Genomic DNA, 20,232 nt, shown 5'->3' with positions numbered 1-20,232 from the left:
TACAGGGGGTGAAGGGGGGCGGGGCGATGGTGGACGGGGTGCGTCAGAGCTTGCCGCCCCGTCCGCCCGCGCGCCGGGCGGGCGCGATGAGCGTCGACAGATAGGGCAGGGGCGTCTCGTCGAGGTCGGCGGCCGGGCGCACGGACTCCTCCGGGAGTCCCAGCGCCGAGCCCCACACGGCGTCGGCGAGCCGCCCGGTCTCGCGCAGCGCCTCGGCGACCTCGTGCGCCTGCCGCCCGAACTTGTAGGCGACCACGGTCCCGGGCCCGGCCAGGGCGTCCTTGAGCACGGCCGCCCCGGCGGTGACGGGCACGAGCGTGAGCGGCTCGGTGCCCTCGGTCAGCACGGCCCCCGACCGGGCGGCGAGGTCCTGCATGGCGGTGATCCCGGGCACGGTCGACACGACGGTTCCCGGCACGAGCTCGGTGATGGTCTGCGCGAGGTACGTGAACGTCGAATACACGTTGGGGTCGCCGATGGTCGCGAAGGCCACCGACGCGTGCCGCCGCAGCAGTTCGGCGACCCGCTCCCCGGCCGCGTCCCAGGCGGCCTCGCGGCGGGCCCGGTCGCTGCGCTCGTTCAGCGCGAACACGACCCGGACGACCTTCTCCTCGGGCACGTAGTGCAACACGGTCGCCTCGGCCCGGCCGCGCTCCCCGCTGTCCATCACGGGGACCACGACGACATCGGCCTCCCGCAGGGCGTTGACGCCCTTCACGGTGACCAGTTCCGGATCCCCGGGGCCCACCCCGACTCCGACCAGCCTGTTGCTCATGACGTCCGGCACCTCTCCACGAACCGACGGGCGACACCGGGCTCGGACGCCCAGTGCGTGTGCAGATAGCTCGCGTGCACACCGCGCTCTACGAAACCTTCGACCCGCGGCCGCGGGCCGCGGACCCCCCAGGCGGGCGCCGCCCCCGAGCCGGGCTCCACGGCGGTCCGGTGGAACTCGTGCCCCCGCATCCGTGTCCCGGCGGCCGCGAGCACACTGTCGCCCACGGCCACGGCGTCCCGGTAGCCCAGAGTGAGCCGCTCGGTCATCCGCGCCGAGGTGTCCAGCACCCCGCACATCGGCAGCCCGTCCAGCTCCCGGCACAGATACAGCAGCCCGGCACACTCGGCGGCGACGGGAGCACCGCTTCCCGCCAGCTCGGCAACGGCCTTGCGCAGGGGTTCGTTGGAGGACAGCTCCGAGGCGTACACCTCGGGGAACCCGCCCCCGATCACCAACCCGGCGGTCCCTTCGGGCAGTTCCTCGTCCCGCAGGGGGTCGAAGGTGACGACGTCGGCCCCGGCGGCGGTGAGCAGTTCGGTGGTCTCGGCGTAGGAGAAGGTGAACGCCTCCCCGCCGGCAACAGCGACCACCAGCCTGTCCGGCGCTTGAGGACGAGGCCGCTCAGGCCGACCGGGGGTCCGGGGGGCGGAGTCTCCCGGCGGGGTCGAAGGGGCGGAGCCCCTGGAGGACGGGAAGGGCACGGGCGGCGGGGGCGAGGAAACGACCTCGGCCGCATCCCAGGCCGCCCCCGGCAACGCACCCGCACTGCGCGCCAGCCCGGCCAACGCGTCCAGATCACAACCGTCGGAGACCTGCGCAGCCATGGCCGCCACCGCCTCCACCGCGGCAGCGCGCCGCTCGGCGACCGGCACCAGCCCCAGATGCCGCGAGGGCGTGTCCACCTGCGGAGCGCGCCGCAGCACCCCCAGCACCGGTACCCCGGCCTGCTCCAGCGCCTCCCGCAACAGCTCCTCGTGCCGGTCCGAGGCGACCTTGTTGAGGATCACGCCCCCGACCCGCACCTCCGGGTCCCAGGACGCGAACCCGTGCACCAGCGCCGCCACCGACCGGGACTGCGACGACGCGTCCACGACCAGTACCACCGGCGCCCGCAGCAGCTTCGCGACATGAGCCGTGGAGGCGAGTTCCGCCTCGCCCGCGGCCCCGTCGTACAGCCCCATCACGCCCTCGACGACGGCGATGTCACAGCCCTGCGCCCCGTGCGCGAACAGCGGCCCGATCAGCTCGGGCCCGCACAGGTACGCGTCGAGGTTCCGTCCCACCCGCCCGGTCGCGAGCGCGTGGTACCCGGGGTCGATGTAGTCCGGCCCGACCTTGTGCGGGGACACGGCGAGCCCCCGCGCGGCGAACGCGGCCATCAACCCTGTGGCGACGGTGGTCTTGCCGCTGCCCGAGGAGGGCGCGGCGATGACCAGCCGAGGGACGGAAGCACTCACCACTCGATGCCCTTCTGGCCCTTCTGGCCCGCGTCCATCGGATGCTTGACCTTGGACATGTCGGTCACCAGGTCGGCGAAGTCCACGAGCTTCCCGGGCGCGTTGCGCCCGGTGATGACGACGTGCTGGGTCCCGGGCCGGTCCCGCAGCACGGAGACCACCTCGTCCGTGTCGACCCAGCCCCAGTGCATCGGGTAGGCGAACTCGTCGAGCACGTACAGCTTGTACGTCTCGGCCGCCAGGTCCCGCTTGACCTGCTCCCAGCCCTCCCGGGCCTTCTCCTCGTTGGTCGCGTTGTCACCCTGGATGTCGCGCTGCACCCAGGACCAGCCCTCGCCCATCTTGTGCCAGTCGACGGACCCGCCCTCGCCGGAGGCGCCGAGCACCCGCAGGGCGTTCTCCTCGCCGACCTTCCACTTCGCCGACTTGACGAACTGGAACACCCCGATCGGCCACCCCTGGTTCCAGGCCCGCAGCGCGAGCCCGAAGGCGGCGGTGGACTTGCCCTTGCCGACGCCCGTGTGGACGACGACCAGCGGCCGGTTCCGCCGCTGGCGGGTCGTCAGTCCGTCGTCCGGCACCACACTCGGCTGTCCCTGCGGCATTACGCGGCCCTCCTCTGCACGTCCTTCACGAGCCCGGCGATGCTGTCCGCGCGCAGCTCGTCCAATGTCACGGCCGTACCGCCCAGTTCGCCCGCGAGCTGCCCGGCGAGCCCCAGCCGCACCGGCCCCGACTCGCAGTCCACGACGACCGAGGCGACCCCGTCGGCCGCGAACAGCCGCGCCGCACGCCCGGCCAGGGCGACCGGCTCCGGGCCGCCGGTGGCGCGCCCGTCCGTCACCAGCACGACCAGCGGCCGTCGCGCGGGATCGCGCAGCCGCTCCACGCGCAGCACGTCATGGGCGCGCAGCAGCCCGGCCGCGAGCGGCGTACGCCCGCCCGTCGGCAGCGTCTCCAGCCGGGCCGCCGCCGCGTCCACCGACGAGGTCGGCGGCAGCGCGACGTCCGCCTCCGTACCGCGGAAGGTCACCAGACCCACCTTGTCGCGCCGCTGGTAGGCGTCCAGCAGCAGCGACAGCACGGCGCCCTTCACGGCGCTCATCCGCTGCCGCGCCGCCATCGACCCGGAGGCGTCCACGACGAACAGCACGAGATTGCCCTCGCGCCCCTCGCGGGTGGCCTGCCGCAGATCGTCCCGGCGCACCACCAGACCCGGCCCGGACCGTCCGCGCGCCCGCTGGTGCGGCGCCGCGGCCTGCACGGTCGCCGCCAGGTGCAGCTTGGTGAGCGCGCCCCGGGGCCGCCGGGCCCCGGTCGTCCTGCCGTGCTCGGTCCGCGCCCGCGAACGCCGCCCGGCGGCACCCTCGCCGATCCCGGGCACGCTCAGCACTTTGGTGCGGAACGGCTCCGAGGCCCGTACGGCCGACTGCTCGTCGGCGCCCGACGGCTGCGGCCGCCCGCCCTCGCCGGCCTCGGGCCGGGCCGCGGTGTCGTCGCCGCCCTGGGGCGCGTCGTCGGGTTCCGGCTGTCCGCCGCCCCCGCCGGGCCCGTCCGGGCCGGGGTCCGGATCCGGGTCGTCGTCGTCCGAGCCGCCGAACTCCTCCAGCGCCTCGTCGAGCTTGTCCTCGTCGATCCCCGGCGCGTCGAAGGGGTTGCGCCGCCGCCGGTGCGGCAGCGCGAGCAGCGCCGCCTGCCGGACGTCCTCGGCGAGCACCTCCGTGCGCCCGGCCCAGGCCGCCAGCGCGGTGGCGGTCCGCGCCATCACGATGTCGGCGCGCATGCCGTCGACCTCGAAGGCCGCGCAGGTCGCCGCGATCTGCCGCAGCGCCCCGTCACCCAGCCGCACGGACGGCAGCAGCTCCCGCGCGGCGACGATCCGTGCCCGTACGGCGGCCTCCTCCTCGGCCCAGCGCGCGGCGAAGGCGGCCGGGTCGTCGTCGTAGGCCAGGCGCCGCCTGACGACCTCCACCCGCTGGTCCGGCTCCCGCGAGGCCGCGACCTCCACGGTCAGCCCGAACCGGTCGAGCAACTGCGGCCGCAGCTCGCCCTCTTCGGGGTTCATGGTGCCGACGAGCAGGAAACGGGCCGCGTGCCGTACGGAGACGCCCTCGCGCTCGACGTACGAGGCGCCCATCGCGGCCGCGTCCAGCAGCAGGTCGACCAGGTGGTCGTGGAGGAGGTTGACCTCGTCGACGTAGAGGATCCCGCGGTGCGCGTCGGCCAGCAGGCCCGGCTCGAAGGCCTTCACGCCCTCCGAGAGGGCCCGCTCGATGTCCAGTGCGCCGACCAGCCGGTCCTCGGAGGCGCCGACGGGCAGTTCGACCATGCGCGCGGCCCGGGTCTCGAACGCCCCCGGCTCGTGCGGCCCGTCGGGGCAGCCAGGGCCGGGGGAGGCGGGGTCGCAGGAGAAGCGGCAGCCGGAGACGACGTCCAGCGTCGGCATCAGCGCCGACAGCGCCCGCACCGCCGTCGACTTGGCCGTGCCCTTCTCGCCGCGGACCAGCACACCGCCGACCGCCGGGGACACCGCGTTCAGCAGCAGCGCGAGCCGCAGGTCGTCCTGGCCCACGAGGGCCGTGAACGGAAAGGGGATGCTCACTTCTCGTCGCCCTCCAAGTCGCCTTCGAGTTCCAGATAGGTGGCGCGCAGCCGTTCCAGCGTCTCCGCGTCCGGTTCGGCCCACAGTCCGCGGTCGGCGGCCTCCAGCAGCCGCTCGGTGATGCCGCGCAGCGCCCAGGGGTTGGACTTCTTCATGAAGTCCCGGTTCTCCGGGTCGAAGACGTACTCGGCGCTGAGCTTCTCGTACATCCAGTCGTCCACGACCCCGGCCGTGGCGTCGTACCCGAACAGGTAGTCCACGGTCGCCGCCATCTCGAAGGCGCCCTTGTAGCCGTGCCGCCGCATGGCCGCCATCCAGCGCGGGTTGACCACCCGGGCGCGGAAGACACGATGCGTCTCCTCGCCGAGCGTGCGGGTCTTCACCTGGTCCGGGGTGGCCGAGTCGCCGACGTACGCCTCGGGGCTCGCGCCCGTCAGGTGCCGCACCATGGCCACCATGCCGCCGTGGTACTGGAAGTAGTCGTCGGCGTCGACCAGGTCGTGCTCACGGGTGTCGACGTTCTTCGCGGCGACGGCGATCCGCTTGAACGCCGTCTCCATGTCTCCGCGCGCGGAGACGCCGTCGAGCCCCCGGCCGTAGGCGTAGCCGCCCCACACCGCGTACACCTCGGCGAGGTCCGCGTCGGAGCGCCAGTTGCGGGCGTCGATCAGCGGCAGCAGACCGGCCCCGTACGCCCCCGGCTTGGAGCCGAAGATGCGGGCCGTGGCCCGGCGGCGGTCGCCGTGCTCGGCGGTGTCCTGGTCGGCGTGGGCCCGGACGTAGTTGGACTCCGCGGGCTCGTCCAGCTCGGCGACGGCGCGGACGGCGTCGTCGATCAGGCCCACCACGTGCGGGAACGCGTCCCGGAAGAAGCCCGAGATGCGGACCGTCACATCGATGCGCGGCCGGCCGAGCTCCGCCAGGGGGACCACCTCGAACCCGGTCACGCGCCGCGAGGCGTCGTCCCACACCGGCCGGCAGCCCAGCAGCGCCAGGATCTCGGCGATGTCGTCGCCCTGGGTGCGCATCGCCGAGGTGCCCCACACCGTCAGGCCGACGGACGTCGGGTACTCACCGGTGTCCTGCAGATACCGCTGCACCAGCGAGTCCGCGAGCGACTGCCCGACCTCCCAGCTCAGCCGGGACGGAATGGCCTTGGGGTCGACGGAGTAGAAGTTCCGGCCCGTCGGCAGGACGTTGACCAGCCCGCGGGTCGGCGAACCGGAGGGGCCCGCCGGGACGTAGCCGCCGTTCAGCGCCCGCAGGATGTGCCCGATCTCGTCGGTGGTCCTCTCCAGCCGGGGCACGACCTCGGTGCAGGCGAACTCCAGCACCGCGACGGCTTCCGGCAGTTCGGTGCCGAGGACCTCCCGGACCAGCGGGGCGCTCTCGGCGACCGCCCAGCCGCGCTCCTCCATGCCCTCCGCGATCCGCCGGCACAGCTGCTCCAGCAGGTCGATCGCGTCGGCGGCACTGCGCGAGGGGCCGTCCACCAGCTCCGTCAGCTCGACGGGCACCTTCACCGGAGCGCCCGGCTCGGCCAGCAGCTCCTTCTCCACCAGCCCGAAGTGCCGCGCCAGCGACGCCCTCAGGCCCGGCAGCGCGTTGGCCTGTCCGCCCCACACCTGCGAGGCGCGCAGCACGGCCAGCACGAGGTTGACGCGCGGCTCGCCGACCGGCCCGCCGCCCAGGATGTGCAGTCCGTCGCGGATCTGCACGTCCTTGATCTCGCACAGATAGCCGTCGATGTGCATGACGAACTCGTCGAACTCCGCGTCGTCCGGCTGCTCGTCGACGTGCAGGTCGTGGTGGAGTTCGGCGGCCTTCACCAGCGTCCAGATCTGGGCGCGCACGGTCGGGGCCTTCGCCGGGTCCAGGTCGGAGACCAGCGCGTACTCGTCGAGGAGCTGCTCCAGCTTGGCCAGGTCGCCGTAGGTGTCGGCGCGGGCCATCGGCGGCACGAGGTGGTCGACGACCGTGGCGTGCCCGCGCCGCTTGGCCTGGGTGCCCTCGCCCGGGTCGTTGACGATGAACGGGTAGATCAGCGGCAGGTCCCCGAGGACCGCGTCCGGGGCGCAGCCCCCGCTGAGTCCGAGGCCCTTGCCGGGCAGCCACTCCATGGTGCCGTGCTTGCCCATGTGCACGATTGCGTCGGCGCCGAAACTGTTCTCCAGCCAGCGGTAGGCCGCCATGTAGTGGTGGGACGGCGGCATGTCCGGGTCGTGGTAGATCGCGATCGGGTTCTCGCCGAAGCCGCGCGGCGGCTGGATCATCACGACGACGTTCCCGAACTGCAGCGACGCCAGCACGATGTCGTCGCCGTCGACGTAGAGGCTGCCCGGCGGCTCGCCCCACGCCTCGGTCATGGCGTCCTTCAGCTCCGGGTCGAGCTTGTCGAACCACGCCCGGTAGTCGGCCAGCGGCACCCGCGCGGGCGCGGCGGCCAGCTGCTCCTCCGTCAGCCACTCCACGTCGTGCCCACCGGCGTTGATGAGCCGGTGGATCAGCTCGTCACCCTCGTCCGGATGCCCCTCGACGACGTACCCGGCGTCCCGCAGCGCGTCCAGCACCCGCACCGCCGAGGCCGGGGTGTCCAGCCCGACCGCGTTGCCGACCCGCGAGTGCTTGGTCGGGTACGCGGTGAAGACCAGCGCGAGCTTCTTGTCCGCGTTCTCCTTGTGCTTCAGCCGCGCGTGCCGTACGGCGATGCCGGCGACGCGCCCCGCACGCTCCAGGTCCGCGACGTAGACCGGAACGTCGTCCGGGCCCTGCTCCTTGAAGGAGAACGGCACGGTGATCAGCCGCCCGTCGAACTCCGGGATGGCCACCTGCATCGCGGCGTCCATGGGGGAGAGGGCGGCGTCCGAGTCCGCCCAGGCCTGCCGCGAGGACGTCAGGCACAGGCCCTGCAGCACGGGGATGTCCAGCTCGGCGAGGGCGCCGATGTCCCAGGCTTCCTCGTCGCCGCCCGCCGAGGCCTGCGAGGCGTGGGTGCCGCCAGCGGCGAGGACGGTGGCGACCAGGGTGTCCGCCTGCCCGAGGATCTCGTACAGGCCGGCGTCCGCCCCGCGCAGTGAACCGCAGTACACGGCAAGCGCGTTGGCGCCCCGCGCCTCGATCGCGTCGCACAGGGTGTCCACGAAGCCGGTGTTGCCGCTCAGCTCGTGCGCCCGGTAGAAGAGCACGCCGACGGTCGGACGGCCCTCGACGAGGGCGCGCTCGCCGTGGACGCCGTACTCGGGCATCTTCCGCGGCTCGTCGAACCCCTCGCCCGTCAGCAGCACGGTGTCGGAGAGGAACCGGGCGAGTTCGGTGAGGTTGTCCGGGCCGCCCTCCACGAGGTACCTCAGCGCCTCCGCGACGACACCGGCCGGCACGGACGACTCGGCCATCAGCTCCGCGTCCGGCACGGCCTCGCCGCCGAGCAGCACGGTCGGGATGCCGGACGCCTTCAGCGCGGCGAGCCCGTCCTCCCAGGCCCGCTTGCCGCCGAGCAGCCGGACGACGGCGATGCCCGCCCCGTCCAGCAGGGCCGGAAGCTCCTCCCGGACGTCCACGCGGGTCGGGTTGCCGATCCGGTAGTCGGCACCGGAGGCGGCCCGGGCCGCCAGCAGGTCCGTGTCGGCGGTGGACAACAACAACACAGTGCTCATGCGGGTGCTCCCGGTGGAATGAAGGGCAGTCCTTGCGGCGCGCCGGACTCGATGAGCCGCCACAGCGCGTCCGTGTCCGCGTGCTGTTCGATCAGGTCGCCGAGCCGGTCGAGCTGCTCCTCGCGCAGCGCGGCGAACGAGGTGTCCGGCGCGGGCACGAAACGGCGGCCCGCGGCGGCCGCCACCTCGCGCAGAAAGGCCCGCCGGAAGCCGTCCGACTCCAGCGAGCCGTGCCAGTGCGTGCCCCAGGTCTGGCCGACCCGGCAGCCGTCCAGGAAGGGCTGTCCGCCGATGACGTCGGCGACCCCGTGGTGGATCTCGTACCCCTCGACGCGTTCTCCGAGGGCCTCGCCCGCCGGTCGCGTGAGGGTCTTCTCGCGGGCGAACCGCACCCGCACGGGCAGGATCCCGAGCCCGTCGACGTGACCCCGGCGGCTCTCGACGTCGTCCTCGATGTGCTCGCCGAGGATCTGGAAGCCGCCGCAGACGCCGAGGACTGGCCGTTGCTCGGCGGCCCTGCGGACCAGGGCGTCGGCGAGCCCGCGCTCGCGCAGCCACTCCAGCGCCCTGACCGTCCCGCGGGTGCCGGGCACGATGACGAGGTCGGCGTCGGACAGCTCCTCCGGCCGGTCCACGAACCGCACCACGACGCCCGGTTCGGCGGCCAGCGCGTCCACATCGGTGAAGTTGGACATGAGCGGCACGGCGCAGACCGCGACGCGCAGCACGTCCTCGCCGACCGGCGGGGCGACCACGGACTCCCGGACGGCTCCCCGCAGGGAGACCCGCAGCCCGTCCTCCTCGTCGATTCCGAGCCCGTGCCGGAACGGCAGCACGCCGTACGTCTTCCGCCCCGTGAGCCCGTGCAGCATGTCCAGGCCCGGCTCCAGCAGGGAGACGTCCCCGCGGAACTTGTTGACGAGGAACCCGGCGACGCAACGCTGGTCCTCGGGCGACAGCAGCGCCACCGTCCCGAAGAACGAGGCGAACACACCGCCCCGGTCGATGTCGCCGACGACGAGCACGGGCAGCCCGGCGTTCCGGGCGATCCCCATGTTCACGATGTCCGTCCGCCGCAGGTTGATCTCGGCGGGAGACCCGGCCCCCTCACAGATCACCGCGTCATACGTGCCCCGCAACTGCTCCAGGCAGTCCAGCACCGTCCCGAGCAACTGCTGCTGCCGTCCGCCGTGATAGCCGCGCGCACTCATCTCCCCGACCGGCTTGCCCAGCAGCACGACCTGACTGCTCTGCTCGCCGCCGGGCTTGAGCAGCACCGGATTCATCAGTGCGGTCGGCTCGACCCGGCAGGCCTGCGCCTGCATGGCCTGCGCCCGTCCGATCTCGGCCCCCTCCGTCGTCACGAAGGAGTTCAGGGACATGTTCTGCGCCTTGAAGGGCGCGACCTTGACGCCCTGCCGTACCAGCCACCGGCAGATCCCGGCGGTCACGACGCTCTTGCCGGCGTCGGAGGTGGTTCCGGCGACGAGAAGCCCACCGCTCATGTCATTTCCCCCTCTTCAGCGACCGCGCGCCCTTGAGCGACGGCGCACTCCCGAGCGACCGGACGCGCTCCTGGACAACCGCGCACTCGTCAGCAACCGCGCGCCCGCGCACACCCCGAGCGCGAGCCACGTCACGCGCTTCGACAGCCGCACGGCCCGCTCGACGTCGTGCGTGCCGACGGCCCGCCCCCGCGTGTTCAGCACGGGCCGGTGCTCCACCCGCCCGCCGTACGAGAGCGTCCCGCCCAGCCGCACCCCGAGCGCCCCCGCGAACGAGGCCTCCACGGGACCGGCGTTGGGACTCGGATGCCGCACCGCGTCGGCCCGCCACGCCCGCACGGCCCCCCGCGGATCCGGCCCGGCCAGCACGGCGAGCACGGCGGTCAGTCGCGCTCCGGGCCATCCCGCGAGGTCGTCCAGCCGCGCGGAGGCCCACCCGTACCGGCGGTACCGGGCCGACTTGTGCCCGACCATGGCGTCCAGGGTGTTGACGGCCCGGAACCCGAGCAGCCCCGGCACCCCGCCGACGGCCCCCCACACCAGCGCCCCCACCACGGCGTCGGAGGTGTTCTCGGCGACCGACTCGACCACGGCCCGGGCCATGCCGTCGGCGTCGAGGGCCTGCGGGTCCCGCCCGCACAGATGCGGCAGCCGGGCCCGGGCGGCCTCGACGTCCCCGGCCTCCAGGGCACGCCCGATGGTCCGCGCCTCCCGGGCCAGCGACGTACCCCCGACGACGGCCCAGGTGGCGGCTGCGGTCAGCGTGATGGAGGCGACGGCGGACGGCCGCACGGCACGCGCGGCGACGGACCCGAGGGCGACGGCCCCTCCGGCACACACGGCGGTGTGCAGCGCGCCCCACCCGCGGTGGTCCCGCCACAACACCCGTTCCACGGCACCCGCGGCCCGCCCGAACGCGGCGACCGGATGCCCCCGGTGAGGATCACCGAGCAGCAGGTCACCGATCAGGCCGGCGGCGGCGCCGTACGCGAAGACGCGACCGGCACCCATGGGCTCAGCCGGCCAGGAGGGCGGGCAGGGGTGGGGTGTTGAACCTCGATCGGCAGCCGCGCATGGCGATATGTGTCCTCACTCAGGGTGTCCACGCCCTGGTTCGACTAGACCGGCGGTGAGAGTTCCTGGCTCCCGGGGATCGCTACCCCGGTGACAGTGGCGGGACCGCGCCGGACTTTCACCGGCTTCCTCTCCTGCCGCCGTATTGGCCCCGGCAGTCCACCACGGCCGGGAACCGCCGTCAACTTGCCGTTGACCTGCGAGGGGAGAGTGTGGAGAACCCCACATCGCCCCCTTGCGTACACACGACGACCGGGCGGCACGGAACCGGAGTTCCGTGCCGCCCGGTGGACACGACGTGCGGTCAGGCCCTCAGGCCACGATCAGATAGATCCCGTATCCCACGGCCGCCGCACACGCGGCGAAACAGGCGTACGCGCCGGTGACCGCGAGCCCCGCGGATCCGCCCTCCGCCACCGCACGTTCGCGGCGCGACAGGCCGGTGATGCCGAGGGTGAACAGGCCGACGAGGGCCACGGTGACCACGAGGCTGATACCGAAGACGGAACCGAGGGCCGCCCAGTCGATCTTCATATCGGAGACTCTTCCTTGTAACCGGTGGCGGGGTCAGACCGTGGTGGTCGTGGTCGGCGTGCGCTCGGCGGTGGCCTGCGACGGGAACGCGGGGATCGGGTCCTCCGACGCCTTGGCCGAACCAGTCGCGGGGGGCGGCGTCACCGCGGCCATCGCCGTGGTGACCACGCCCGCGGGCTCCGCGTCGTCGGTGTCGTTGACGTTGGTGTGGTCGACCACCTCGCGCCGCGACAGCTTCCAGATCGCCGCGCTGGAGGCGATGAGGAAGACCGCCACCACGGCGGTGCCCCAGCTGCCGAAGCCGGTGACGTACTCGGCGAGAGCGCCCACCAGGGCCGCCGCCGGCAGCGTCAGACCCCACGCGACGAACATCCGCGTCGCGGTGGACCAGCGGACCACGCCGCCCTTGCGGCCGAGCCCGGCGCCCATCACCGAGCCGGACACGGAGTGCGTCGTGGAGAGGGAGAAGCCGAGGTGCGAGGAGGCGAGGATGACCGTGGCCGCGGAGGTCTGGGCGGCGAAGCCCTGCTGCGGCTGGAGGTCGGTCAGGCCCTTGCCCATGGTGCGGATGATGCGCCAGCCACCCAGGTACGTGCCCAGCGCGATGGCGAGACCCGCCGAGAGGATGACCCACATGGGCGGGTCGGAGTCGGGCGCGACGGCGCCGCCGGCGACCAGGGCGAGGGTGATGACACCCATCGTCTTCTGCGCGTCGTTGGTGCCGTGGGCCAGGGAGACCAGGCCCGCGGAGGCGATCTGGCCGGCCCGGTAGCCCTTCTTGGACGCGTTGCCGTCGGCCTTGCTGCCGAGCGAGTACGTCAGCCGTGTGGCGAGCAACGCCGCGATGCCCGCGACGAGCGGGGCGGCGATCGCCGGGATGAGCACCTTGGTGACCAGCACGTCGCCGTGCACCGCGCCGACGCCCGCCGAGGCGATCGTGGCACCGATCAGACCGCCCATGAGGGCGTGGGAGGAGCTGGACGGCAGACCGACCAGCCAGGTCAGCAGGTTCCAGAGGATCGCGCCGACCAAGGCGGCGAAGATGACCTCGGGACGGATGCCGGCCTCGTCGACGAGGCCCTTTGAGATCGTGTTGGCGACTTCGACGGACAGGAAGGCGCCGACCAGGTTGAGGACCGCGGACATGGCCACCGCAACCTTGGGCTTCATGGCGCCCGTGGAAATGGTCGTGGCCATCGCGTTCGCGGTGTCGTGGAAACCGTTCGTGAAATCGAACGCGAGAGCGGTTACCACCACAATCGCGAGGATCAGCGAGAAGCTTTCCATTTACCCAGGCAATCGTTCGAGGTCATTGGCCAGGCGAACGTAGGCAACCTGAGTGAACGGAAGGTGAACTGGGAGGGGCGCAGGGGTGACTGCAACGGGGGGTCCTCGTTCCGCCCCGGAACAGCGGCCTCCGCGCCCGCGCGACCAGACGCCCCGAGCGAACCGATTCAGTCGATCGAGTGATCCGTTGAACACGTTCTGATCACCCGGCAGGGCCTCTGACGCTGTCGTGGCGCGGCTGCCGCCCGTGCGCGTGTTCCACCGGCGGGTGGTCGTGTGGATCACCGGGGGCGGCCGGTGAGCCGCTCGATTCGTCGCCGAACGACGTGATCCAGCTGACCGTCCCCGCCGTGCTCAGGTCGTAGCACCCGCGCTTCCCGTCGTATACGGCGCGATCGTGCGGTTTCAAGGCCTGAAGTGCCCCCGCCCGGCGGTGCCTTGACCCCTTTCCTGGCAGGATCGCGGCATGGCTGAGCAGCGAGGCGACGAGCGGGACACGGGAGACGCGCGGGAGAGCGAACGGGGTGCGGGACAGGCGCGGCGCAGGAGTGCGCGCCCCGAGGAGGCACGCGCCTGGGAGGACCTCGTCACGACGGCCCGCCGGACCGTCTCGGACGGACTCGTCGTCGGCACGTCCGGCAACGTCTCGGTGCGCGTCGGGGACACCGTCCTCGTCACGCCGTCGGGCGTCCCCTACGACCGGCTGGCGCCGGACGACGTGACCGGCGTGGACCTCGACGGCCGACAGGTCCTCGGCTCGCTCGTCCCGACCAGCGAGCTGCCCATGCACCTCGCGGTCTACCGCACCACCGGCGCCCTGGCCGTCGTCCACACCCACGCCGTCCACGCGACGGCCGTCTCGACGCTCGTGAGCGAGCTCCCGCTGATCCACTACATGGCCGCCGCGCTCGGCGGCCCCGTCCGGGTCGCCCCCTATGCCACCTACGGCACCGACGAGTTGGCCGAGAACATGCTCCGCGCCCTCGCCGACCGCTCCGGCTGCCTCCTCCGGAACCACGGCACCATCGCCCACGGCGCCACCCTCGCCCAGGCCTACGACCGCACCGCCCAGCTGGAGTGGATGTGCCGCCTGTGGCTCACCGCCTCCTCGGTGCCCGGCCTGACCCCGAGCCTGCTGTCCCGGGAACAGCTGGCGGAGGTGGAGGAACGCCTGCGCGGCTACGGCCAGCGGGGCTGAAGCCGCCCCCACGGCCGCCAGGGACGTCACCCCGCCGCTGCCTCCCACTGGTCGCCCACGGCATCCGCCAGGACACTGGAGCCGTGCGCACTGCCAGAGCGACGGCCGCTGCCGTCACCGCCGTGATCGGGGCCGGTGCCGCCGCGGTGGCCGCCGGCCGGCTCGCCAGCGACGCCGCGCTCAAGGCGCCCCCCGGCAGGCCCCTGCCCACCGAGCCGCGGCTCACCGTGCACGGCACCGCCGCCGGGCAGATCGGCCTCACCAGAGACCTCGCCGCCCTGCGCCCCGGCCGCTACGGCCTCTCCGGCGACGGCTCCCACGCGGTCGTCGGTCCCGTCCTGACCGGCGCCCCGCACTCCGCCGACACCGTCGTGCGCCGCCTGGAGAGCGTCACGCACGGCACACTGACGTCCGGCGACAAGGTGTGGCTCACCCCGAACGTGTACGTCGGCAACCCGAGCGCCGCCCTCGGCCTCGAACACGCCGACGTCGACGTCCCCGGCGAGCTCGGCGCCCTGCCCGCGTGGTTCGTGCCGGGCAAGCGGGACACCTGGGTGATCGCCGTGCACGGCCTGGGCACCACCCGCGAACTCGCCATGAACGTCATGGGGTTCCTGCATCGCAGTCGCGTCCCGGTGCTCGCCCTCGCCTACCGCGGCGACCTGGGCGCACCCCGCCCGCCCGACGGACTGAACCACCTCGGCGAGACCGAGTGGCGCGATCTCGACGCCGCCATCCGCTACGCCGTGCGCTACGGAGCCCGCCAGGTCGTCCTGCACGGCTGGTCCACCGGCGCCACCATGGCCCTGCGCGCCGCCGCCCACTCGGGACTGCGCGACCGCGTCTGCGGGCTCGTCCTGGACTCCCCGGTGCTCAGCTGGGAGACCACCCTGCGCGCCCTCGCCTCGGCCCGCCGCACCCCGGGCGCGCTGCTGCCCCTGGCGGTCCGCGCCGCCCAGGGCCGCACCGGCCTGACCGGCGACCGCGCCACGGGCCCGGCCCCGGCCGACGGCCTGCGCGTCCCGGCGCTCGTCTTCCACGGACCGGACGACACCGTCGCCCCCTGGCAGCTCTCGCGCCGGCTCGCCGAGGCCCGTCCCGACATGGTCGCCCTGCGCGCCGTCGCCCACGCGCCCCACGGGGCCATGTGGAACGCCGACCCGGAGGCCTACGAGGAGGCGCTCCGCCGCTTCATGACCCCCCTCATGTGACCCCACTCACACGAACCCGACGATGCGGCCCTGTTGCCGCTCCGTCACGCCCCCGTCGACGCGGTTCCCCCGCCGGTCCCTCACGCCCCCGTCGACGCGGTTCCCCCGCCGGTCCCTCACGCCCCCGTCGACGCGGTTCCCCCGCCGGTCCCTCACCCCCCCGTCGACGCGGCCTCCCTGCCGCTCGCTCACACACCCCCCGTCCACGCCCCCTTCGCCCTGTCGCAACCACGTCCCGTGCCGCTCGGCGCCGACCGGTCGCGACGATTCCGTTTAGCGTCGTACCACTGGCCTGTTCCCGGCCCTCGACCATTCCTGCGAACAGGTGCGTTGGCCATCCCCGTCGCCCGCCGTGACATTCCGTTTGGGTTTTCGGACCGTCAACCGGAAGACTGCCCCCGTGACGTCCCGTATCCCGCGCGACTCCAGGCTTCGACTCGTCCGCCCGCGACCCCTGGCCGCCGCCCCCCAAGCGATGAACCAGCGGCGCTCGCGCCGCCCCGCACCGCGCCCTCCGGAGGGCACCCCGGCACCGGCGGAGCTGGCCAGAATGGCACGCTCAGGTCTGGCCGACGCGGCCCGCGTCGCCCGCTGGGCCGACGCCGCGCTCGGCCCCGGCCGGGACAGCGGAACCGACGACGGCAAGGCCACCCTCTCCGAGGCGACCGCCGAACGGGCGGCCCGCGACCTGGGTCTGACCCCGGCTCAGGTCAGAGCCGACTGGGACACCGCCCGCCTCGCCGGTCTCATCGAGGTGCACGGCGACAGCGCCCGCCCCGGCTGGCGGCTGCGCGCCTGGAACCGCGACGACAGTGCCGTGCTGCGCGGCTGGGTCGCCCTCTTCGACGCCTGGTCGCTCGCCCACCCGGAGCCCGCGGAGCACGAGCCCGCCGCCGTCGCCGAGGTCGTCTCCGCCATGCCGCAGGCGCTCTCCTTCCTCCAGCTGTCCGCCGGGCCCGTCCCCGTGGAGCAGCTCCTCGACCTCCTCGAGCAGCGCGTCACCGAGCTGCGCACCGCCCGCTGCGAGATCCCCTACGGCCCCCAGCCCGAGCCGCCGGCCGAACCGGAGCACCCCGACGCCCCGCTCGCCCCGCTGCTCGACTGGGCCCTGCGCGCCCTCGCCTCCGTCGGCGCCCTCACCTACGGCGACGGCCAGGCCACCCTCACCCCCCTCGGCAGCTGGGCCGTCTGGGTCAAACTGGAGCAGATCTGCGTCGCCGCGCAGAGCCCCGCCGGGAACATCGAGCAGGCCGCCGAGGACATGCTCCGCGGCTGCGCCCAGCTCCGCCCGAACGCGGCCCGCGCCGAGTACCGCGCCTGGCTCGCCGCCCGCCCCGTCGGCAGCGCCGTCACCGAGCTCCTCGGCGCCGCGCGCGGTGAGGACGCCCTGCTGCGCGGCCTCGCCTTCGAGGCGCTGCGCGTGGTCGGCGCGCCCGCGGAGCCGGACGTCCGCGGCGTGCTGGAGGAGCCCACGCTCAGGCCCTACGGGCTGCTGTGGCTGGCCGAGCACGACGGCGCCGACCCCGAGGACGCCCACGAGGTCCTCACCCGCGAGGAGGCGACCTGGCTGTGGGTGGACACCGCGGCCGCCGTCGCCGACCACGGTGAGGCGCCGCTGCTGGTGCGCCACCTGGAGTCCGCGGTGCAGCCGACCGTCCCGATGCTCCTGGAGGAGGTACGCGCCGTCGGGCACCCGCGCACGGTGCAGGTCCTGGTCGCCCTCGCCGCCGCACACCCCGACCCGGCCCTGGCCAAGGCGGTGCGCCGGGCCGCCTTCCAGGTGCACACCGGCGGCAGCTAGTGCCGCGGCAGGCAACGTTCGCCCCGTCGCGACGCCCGGCACGCACTCTCGCCGCACCGGGCACAAACCCAAGTACATCCAGTACGAGGGCATGCACCCGGCACGCCGAGAGCACGCACCGGACGCCGCTCCTTGACGGGCAAACGTTGCCTGCCGCGGCACTAGGGTCGCGGCCCGACCCGAGGGACGTCAGCCCGCCGTTGTCCCGGGTGCGTACGTCCCGAAGCTCCACACGTTGCCCTCGAGGTCCCGGGCCATGTAGTCCCGCGAGCCGTAGTCCTGGTCCGTCGGGGGCATCAGCACCTCCACGCCGTGGTCGACGGCGTGGCGGTGGTGGCCGTCCACGTCGTCCACCACCACGTACACCCCCGTGGTGCCCGCGTCCTTCATGGCCGCGTCGAACAGGCCGCCCCGGCCCTTGGTGCCGACCATCACAGCGCCGTTGCCCTGGGCCAGCTCGGCGTGCATCACCGAGCCGTCCTCGCCCTCGTACACCGACAGCTCCGTGAAGCCGAAGGCCTCCGTGAGCTGCCGGATCGCGGCTTTCGCGTCCGCGTACAGCAGCGTCGGGTAGATGCTCGGACGCCCGCCGGACGTGCCTGCCATGGCGATCACTTCCTCGTGCTCGTGTCTCGCGGGGCTGTCCCCTTCAGTGTTCCATCGGCCACCGACAACGGCCCTCGCCCGGCCACCGGTGATCGAACACCCGCACACAGAAAAAGTGGTTGCACGTCCCCGTTAGACTGTCCCCATGGCCATTCTCCTCGCGCATTAGACGGCGGGAACGTCCTCAGCCGTCCATCCCGCCCCCGTATCCGCCCTGGAGTCTGTCCGTGATCTCCGCCTCCGGTATCGAGCTGCGCGCCGGTGCCCGCGTCCTCATCGAAAACGCCTCGTTCCGCATCGCCAAGGGCGACCGCATCGGCCTCGTCGGCCGCAACGGCGCGGGGAAGACCACCCTCACCAAGTGCCTGGCGGGCGAGGGCATGCCCGCCGGCGGTGCCATCACCCGCTCCGGCGAGGTCGGCTACCTCCCGCAGGACCCCCGCACCGGCGACCTGGACATCCTCGCCCGCGACCGCATCCTGTCCGCGCGCGGCCTGGACGTGCTGATCCGCAAGATGCGAGACAACGAACAGCGCATCGCCAACGGCAAGGGCAGCACCCGCGAGAAGGCGCTCAAGCAGTACGAGCGCCAGGAGACGGAGTTCCTCACCAAGGGCGGGTACGCCGCCGAGGCCGAGGCCGCCACCATCGCCGCCGCGCTCAACCTGCCCGACCGTGTGCTCGGCCAGCCCCTGCACACGCTCTCCGGCGGACAGCGCCGCCGTATCGAGCTGGCCCGGATCCTCTTCTCCGACGCGGACACCCTGCTGCTCGACGAGCCCACCAACCACCTCGACGCCGACTCGATCGTCTGGCTGCGCGACTACCTGAAGACCTACCGCGGCGGCTTCATCGTGATCTCCCACGACGTCGACCTGGTCGAGACGGTCGTCAACAAGGTGTTCTACCTGGACGCCAACCGCGCCCAGATCGACATCTACAACATGGGCTGGAAGCTCTACCAGCAGCAGCGCGAGGCCGACGAGAAGCGCCGCAAGCGCGAGCGGCAGAACGCCGAGAAGAAGGCCTCCGCGCTGCACTCGCAGGCCGACAAGATGCGGGCCAAGGCCACCAAGACCGTCGCCGCGCAGAACATGGCCCGCCGGGCGGACAAGCTGCTGGCCGGCCTGGAGGCCGAGCGCAAGTCCGACAAGGTCGCCAAGCTGCGCTTCCCCGAGCCCTCCCCGTGCGGCAAGACCCCGCTCATGGCCGAGGGGCTGTCGAAGTCCTACGGCTCGCTGGAGATCTTCACCGACGTCGACCTGGCCATCGACAAGGGCTCCCGCGTCGTCATCCTCGGCCTCAACGGCGCCGGCAAGACGACCCTGCTGCGCCTGCTCGGCGGGGCCGAGAAGCCCGACACCGGCGAGGTCATCGAGGGGCACGGCCTCAAGCTCGGCTACTACGCGCAGGAGCACGAGACCCTCGACCCGGACCGCACGGTCCTGGAGAACATGCGCTCGGCCGCCCCCGACCTGGACCTGGTGGACGTCCGTAAGACGCTCGGCTCGTTCCTGTTCTCCGGCGACGACGTCGACAAGCCGGCCGGGGTCCTGTCCGGTGGCGAGAAGACCCGTCTCGCCCTCGCCACCCTCGTGGTGTCCTCGGCGAACGTGCTGCTCCTCGACGAGCCGACGAACAACCTCGACCCCGCCAGCCGCGAGGAGATCCTCGGCGCGCTGCGCACCTACAAGGGCGCGGTCGTCCTCGTCACGCACGACGAGGGCGCGGTCGAGGCGCTCCAGCCGGAGCGGATCATCCTGCTGCCCGACGGCGTCGAGGACCTGTGGGGTGCCGACTACGCGGATCTCGTCGCCCTCGCTTGACCGCCTGTCGCGTTCGCTTGATCGAATGCGTGATCAACGGCGTATGGATCATTCGGCCTAGCGGTGATCCATCATCTGTGTGAGATCTCCTCGTATCGAGGTGTGTCCTACATCGATTTCGCGGCCGAGCCCCCGATTCTTCCGGGCTCGGCCGCTTCGCCTTTCTGACCTGGCCTTTTCCGGAACGATCCGTTCGGTCGTGCGGATACCGCTCTTCGGAATTCGGCATTCCGCATGTGGGGACGCGCTCCCGTCGTCACAACCTTGTCTCACGGACCTTGCCGAATGGGTGGCCATGAAGGCCTGGAGGGGTGATCATGAGGAGACCAGAGCGCACTTCCCATGAGGAGGCACGGGTGGCCGAGACTCTGAAGAAGGGCAGCCGGGTGACCGGCGCCGCGCGCGACAAGCTCGCGGCAGACCTGAAGAAGAAGTACGACGCCGGTGCGAGCATCCGGGCGTTGGCCGAGGAGACCGGCCGCTCGTATGGCTTTGTGCACCGCATGCTCAGTGAGTCGGGCGTCACGCTGCGAGGGCGTGGCGGGGCGACCCGGGGCAAGAAGGCCACGGCCTGACCCCGGGTGGCCCCTCGGCTTCGATGGTGGCCACCCGGTCGGTCGACTGATCGGCCGGGTGGTTACTGTGCAGTCACTTAAGCGTGGCCTGCTGCGGCGGTGAAGCCGTCGCGGGGCACGTCAGA

Annotated in this window: 15 protein-coding genes and 1 riboswitch; of the genes, 5 read left to right on the top strand and 10 right to left on the bottom strand. The window is 72.9% G+C overall.

Annotated elements, in window-relative coordinates; all coding sequences use genetic code 11:
* Positions 1–43: 43 nt before the first annotated feature.
* From cobI to HDC93_RS11365, 9 genes are all read right to left on the bottom strand, one after another.
* On the bottom strand, positions 44–775 hold the full coding sequence (cobI, locus tag HDC93_RS11405) for a precorrin-2 C(20)-methyltransferase (protein ID WP_185009800.1): 732 nt from the start codon (positions 773–775) through the stop codon (positions 44–46).
* Positions 772–2,235: a cobyrinate a,c-diamide synthase gene (locus tag HDC93_RS11400; protein ID WP_185009798.1), complete on the bottom strand. Its 1,464-nt coding sequence runs from the start codon at positions 2,233–2,235 to the stop codon at positions 772–774. The genes cobI and HDC93_RS11400 overlap by 4 nt, the downstream gene beginning before the upstream one ends.
* Positions 2,232–2,840: a cob(I)yrinic acid a,c-diamide adenosyltransferase gene (gene cobO, locus HDC93_RS11395; RefSeq protein WP_185009796.1), complete on the bottom strand. Its 609-nt coding sequence runs from the start codon at positions 2,838–2,840 to the stop codon at positions 2,232–2,234. Before cobO ends, HDC93_RS11400 begins: the two co-directional genes overlap by 4 nt.
* Positions 2,840–4,837, bottom strand: coding sequence for a putative cobaltochelatase (locus tag HDC93_RS11390; protein ID WP_185009794.1), 1,998 nt, complete (start codon positions 4,835–4,837; stop codon positions 2,840–2,842). The genes cobO and HDC93_RS11390 overlap by 1 nt, the downstream gene beginning before the upstream one ends.
* Positions 4,834–8,490: a cobaltochelatase subunit CobN gene (gene cobN, locus HDC93_RS11385; protein ID WP_185009792.1), complete on the bottom strand. Its 3,657-nt coding sequence runs from the start codon at positions 8,488–8,490 to the stop codon at positions 4,834–4,836. Before cobN ends, HDC93_RS11390 begins: the two co-directional genes overlap by 4 nt.
* Positions 8,487–9,995 carry a cobyric acid synthase gene (locus tag HDC93_RS11380; RefSeq protein WP_185009790.1) on the bottom strand — a complete coding sequence of 503 codons (1,509 nt, stop codon included), beginning with the start codon at positions 9,993–9,995 and terminating at the stop codon, positions 8,487–8,489. Before HDC93_RS11380 ends, cobN begins: the two co-directional genes overlap by 4 nt.
* 15 nt (positions 9,996–10,010) lie before the next feature.
* Positions 10,011–11,006: a cobalamin biosynthesis protein gene (locus tag HDC93_RS11375; protein WP_185009788.1), complete on the bottom strand. Its 996-nt coding sequence runs from the start codon at positions 11,004–11,006 to the stop codon at positions 10,011–10,013.
* Between the two features lie 99 nt (positions 11,007–11,105).
* Positions 11,106–11,264: riboswitch (cobalamin riboswitch) on the bottom strand.
* A 117-nt stretch (positions 11,265–11,381) separates the two neighbouring features.
* Positions 11,382–11,603, bottom strand: a complete 222-nt coding sequence (locus tag HDC93_RS11370) for a hypothetical protein (RefSeq protein ID WP_185009786.1) — start codon at positions 11,601–11,603, stop codon at positions 11,382–11,384.
* Positions 11,604–11,636: 33 nt separating this feature from the next.
* Entirely contained in the window at positions 11,637–12,890 is a 1,254-nt protein-coding gene (locus tag HDC93_RS11365) for an inorganic phosphate transporter (protein WP_185009784.1), read from the bottom strand.
* Between the two features lie 466 nt (positions 12,891–13,356).
* On the opposite strand from HDC93_RS11365, the gene HDC93_RS11360 reads away from it, so the two are divergent.
* The 3 genes from HDC93_RS11360 to HDC93_RS11350 all read left to right on the top strand — a co-directional run bounded on the left by HDC93_RS11360 (position 13,357) and on the right by HDC93_RS11350 (position 17,100).
* On the top strand, positions 13,357–14,088 hold the full coding sequence (locus tag HDC93_RS11360) for a class II aldolase/adducin family protein (protein WP_185009782.1): 732 nt from the start codon (positions 13,357–13,359) through the stop codon (positions 14,086–14,088).
* A gap of 83 nt (positions 14,089–14,171) precedes the next feature.
* Positions 14,172–15,299 (top strand): S9 family peptidase, encoded by a 1,128-nt coding sequence (locus HDC93_RS11355; protein ID WP_185009780.1) that lies wholly within the window; start codon positions 14,172–14,174, stop codon positions 15,297–15,299.
* Between the two features lie 400 nt (positions 15,300–15,699).
* Positions 15,700–17,100 (top strand): hypothetical protein, encoded by a 1,401-nt coding sequence (locus HDC93_RS11350; RefSeq protein ID WP_185009778.1) that lies wholly within the window; start codon positions 15,700–15,702, stop codon positions 17,098–17,100.
* A gap of 189 nt (positions 17,101–17,289) precedes the next feature.
* Here the strand turns inward: HDC93_RS11350 and HDC93_RS11345 are convergent, their stop codons facing one another.
* Positions 17,290–17,706: a VOC family protein gene (locus HDC93_RS11345; RefSeq protein ID WP_185009776.1), complete on the bottom strand. Its 417-nt coding sequence runs from the start codon at positions 17,704–17,706 to the stop codon at positions 17,290–17,292.
* A gap of 227 nt (positions 17,707–17,933) precedes the next feature.
* On the opposite strand from HDC93_RS11345, the gene HDC93_RS11340 reads away from it, so the two are divergent.
* Together HDC93_RS11340 and HDC93_RS11335 are read left to right on the top strand one after the other, a co-directional pair.
* Positions 17,934–19,532: an ABC-F family ATP-binding cassette domain-containing protein gene (locus tag HDC93_RS11340; protein ID WP_185009774.1), complete on the top strand. Its 1,599-nt coding sequence runs from the start codon at positions 17,934–17,936 to the stop codon at positions 19,530–19,532.
* 356 nt (positions 19,533–19,888) lie between these two features.
* The gene (locus HDC93_RS11335; RefSeq protein ID WP_010037790.1) at positions 19,889–20,107 is read left to right on the top strand and encodes a helix-turn-helix domain-containing protein; all 219 of its coding nucleotides are present in this window, start codon (positions 19,889–19,891) and stop codon (positions 20,105–20,107) included.
* Positions 20,108–20,232 lie beyond the last annotated feature (125 nt).

Source organism: Streptomyces sp. AK010 (genome assembly GCF_014207295.1).
Taxonomy (GTDB): domain Bacteria; phylum Actinomycetota; class Actinomycetes; order Streptomycetales; family Streptomycetaceae; genus Streptomyces; species Streptomyces massasporeus.
Note: the sequence above shows the minus strand (reverse complement) of the source record. Positions and strands in the feature narration are given on the sequence as shown.

Bases quoted from the DNA above. Each gene is read 5' to 3' on its own strand.
- cobI (WP_185009800.1), bottom strand. From the start codon at position 775: ATGAGCAACAGGCTGGTCGGAGTCGGGGTGGGCCCCGGGGATCCGGAA.
- cobO (WP_185009796.1), bottom strand. From the start codon at position 2,840: ATGCCGCAGGGACAGCCGAGTGTGGTGCCGGACGACGGACTGACGACC.
- cobN (WP_185009792.1), bottom strand. From the start codon at position 8,490: ATGAGCACTGTGTTGTTGTTGTCCACCGCCGACACGGACCTGCTGGCG.
- HDC93_RS11380 (WP_185009790.1), bottom strand. From the start codon at position 9,995: ATGAGCGGTGGGCTTCTCGTCGCCGGAACCACCTCCGACGCCGGCAAG.
- HDC93_RS11375 (WP_185009788.1), bottom strand. From the start codon at position 11,006: ATGGGTGCCGGTCGCGTCTTCGCGTACGGCGCCGCCGCCGGCCTGATC.
- HDC93_RS11370 (WP_185009786.1), bottom strand. From the start codon at position 11,603: ATGAAGATCGACTGGGCGGCCCTCGGTTCCGTCTTCGGTATCAGCCTC.
- HDC93_RS11365 (WP_185009784.1), bottom strand. From the start codon at position 12,890: ATGGAAAGCTTCTCGCTGATCCTCGCGATTGTGGTGGTAACCGCTCTC.
- HDC93_RS11360 (WP_185009782.1), top strand. From the start codon at position 13,357: ATGGCTGAGCAGCGAGGCGACGAGCGGGACACGGGAGACGCGCGGGAG.
- HDC93_RS11345 (WP_185009776.1), bottom strand. From the start codon at position 17,706: ATGGCAGGCACGTCCGGCGGGCGTCCGAGCATCTACCCGACGCTGCTG.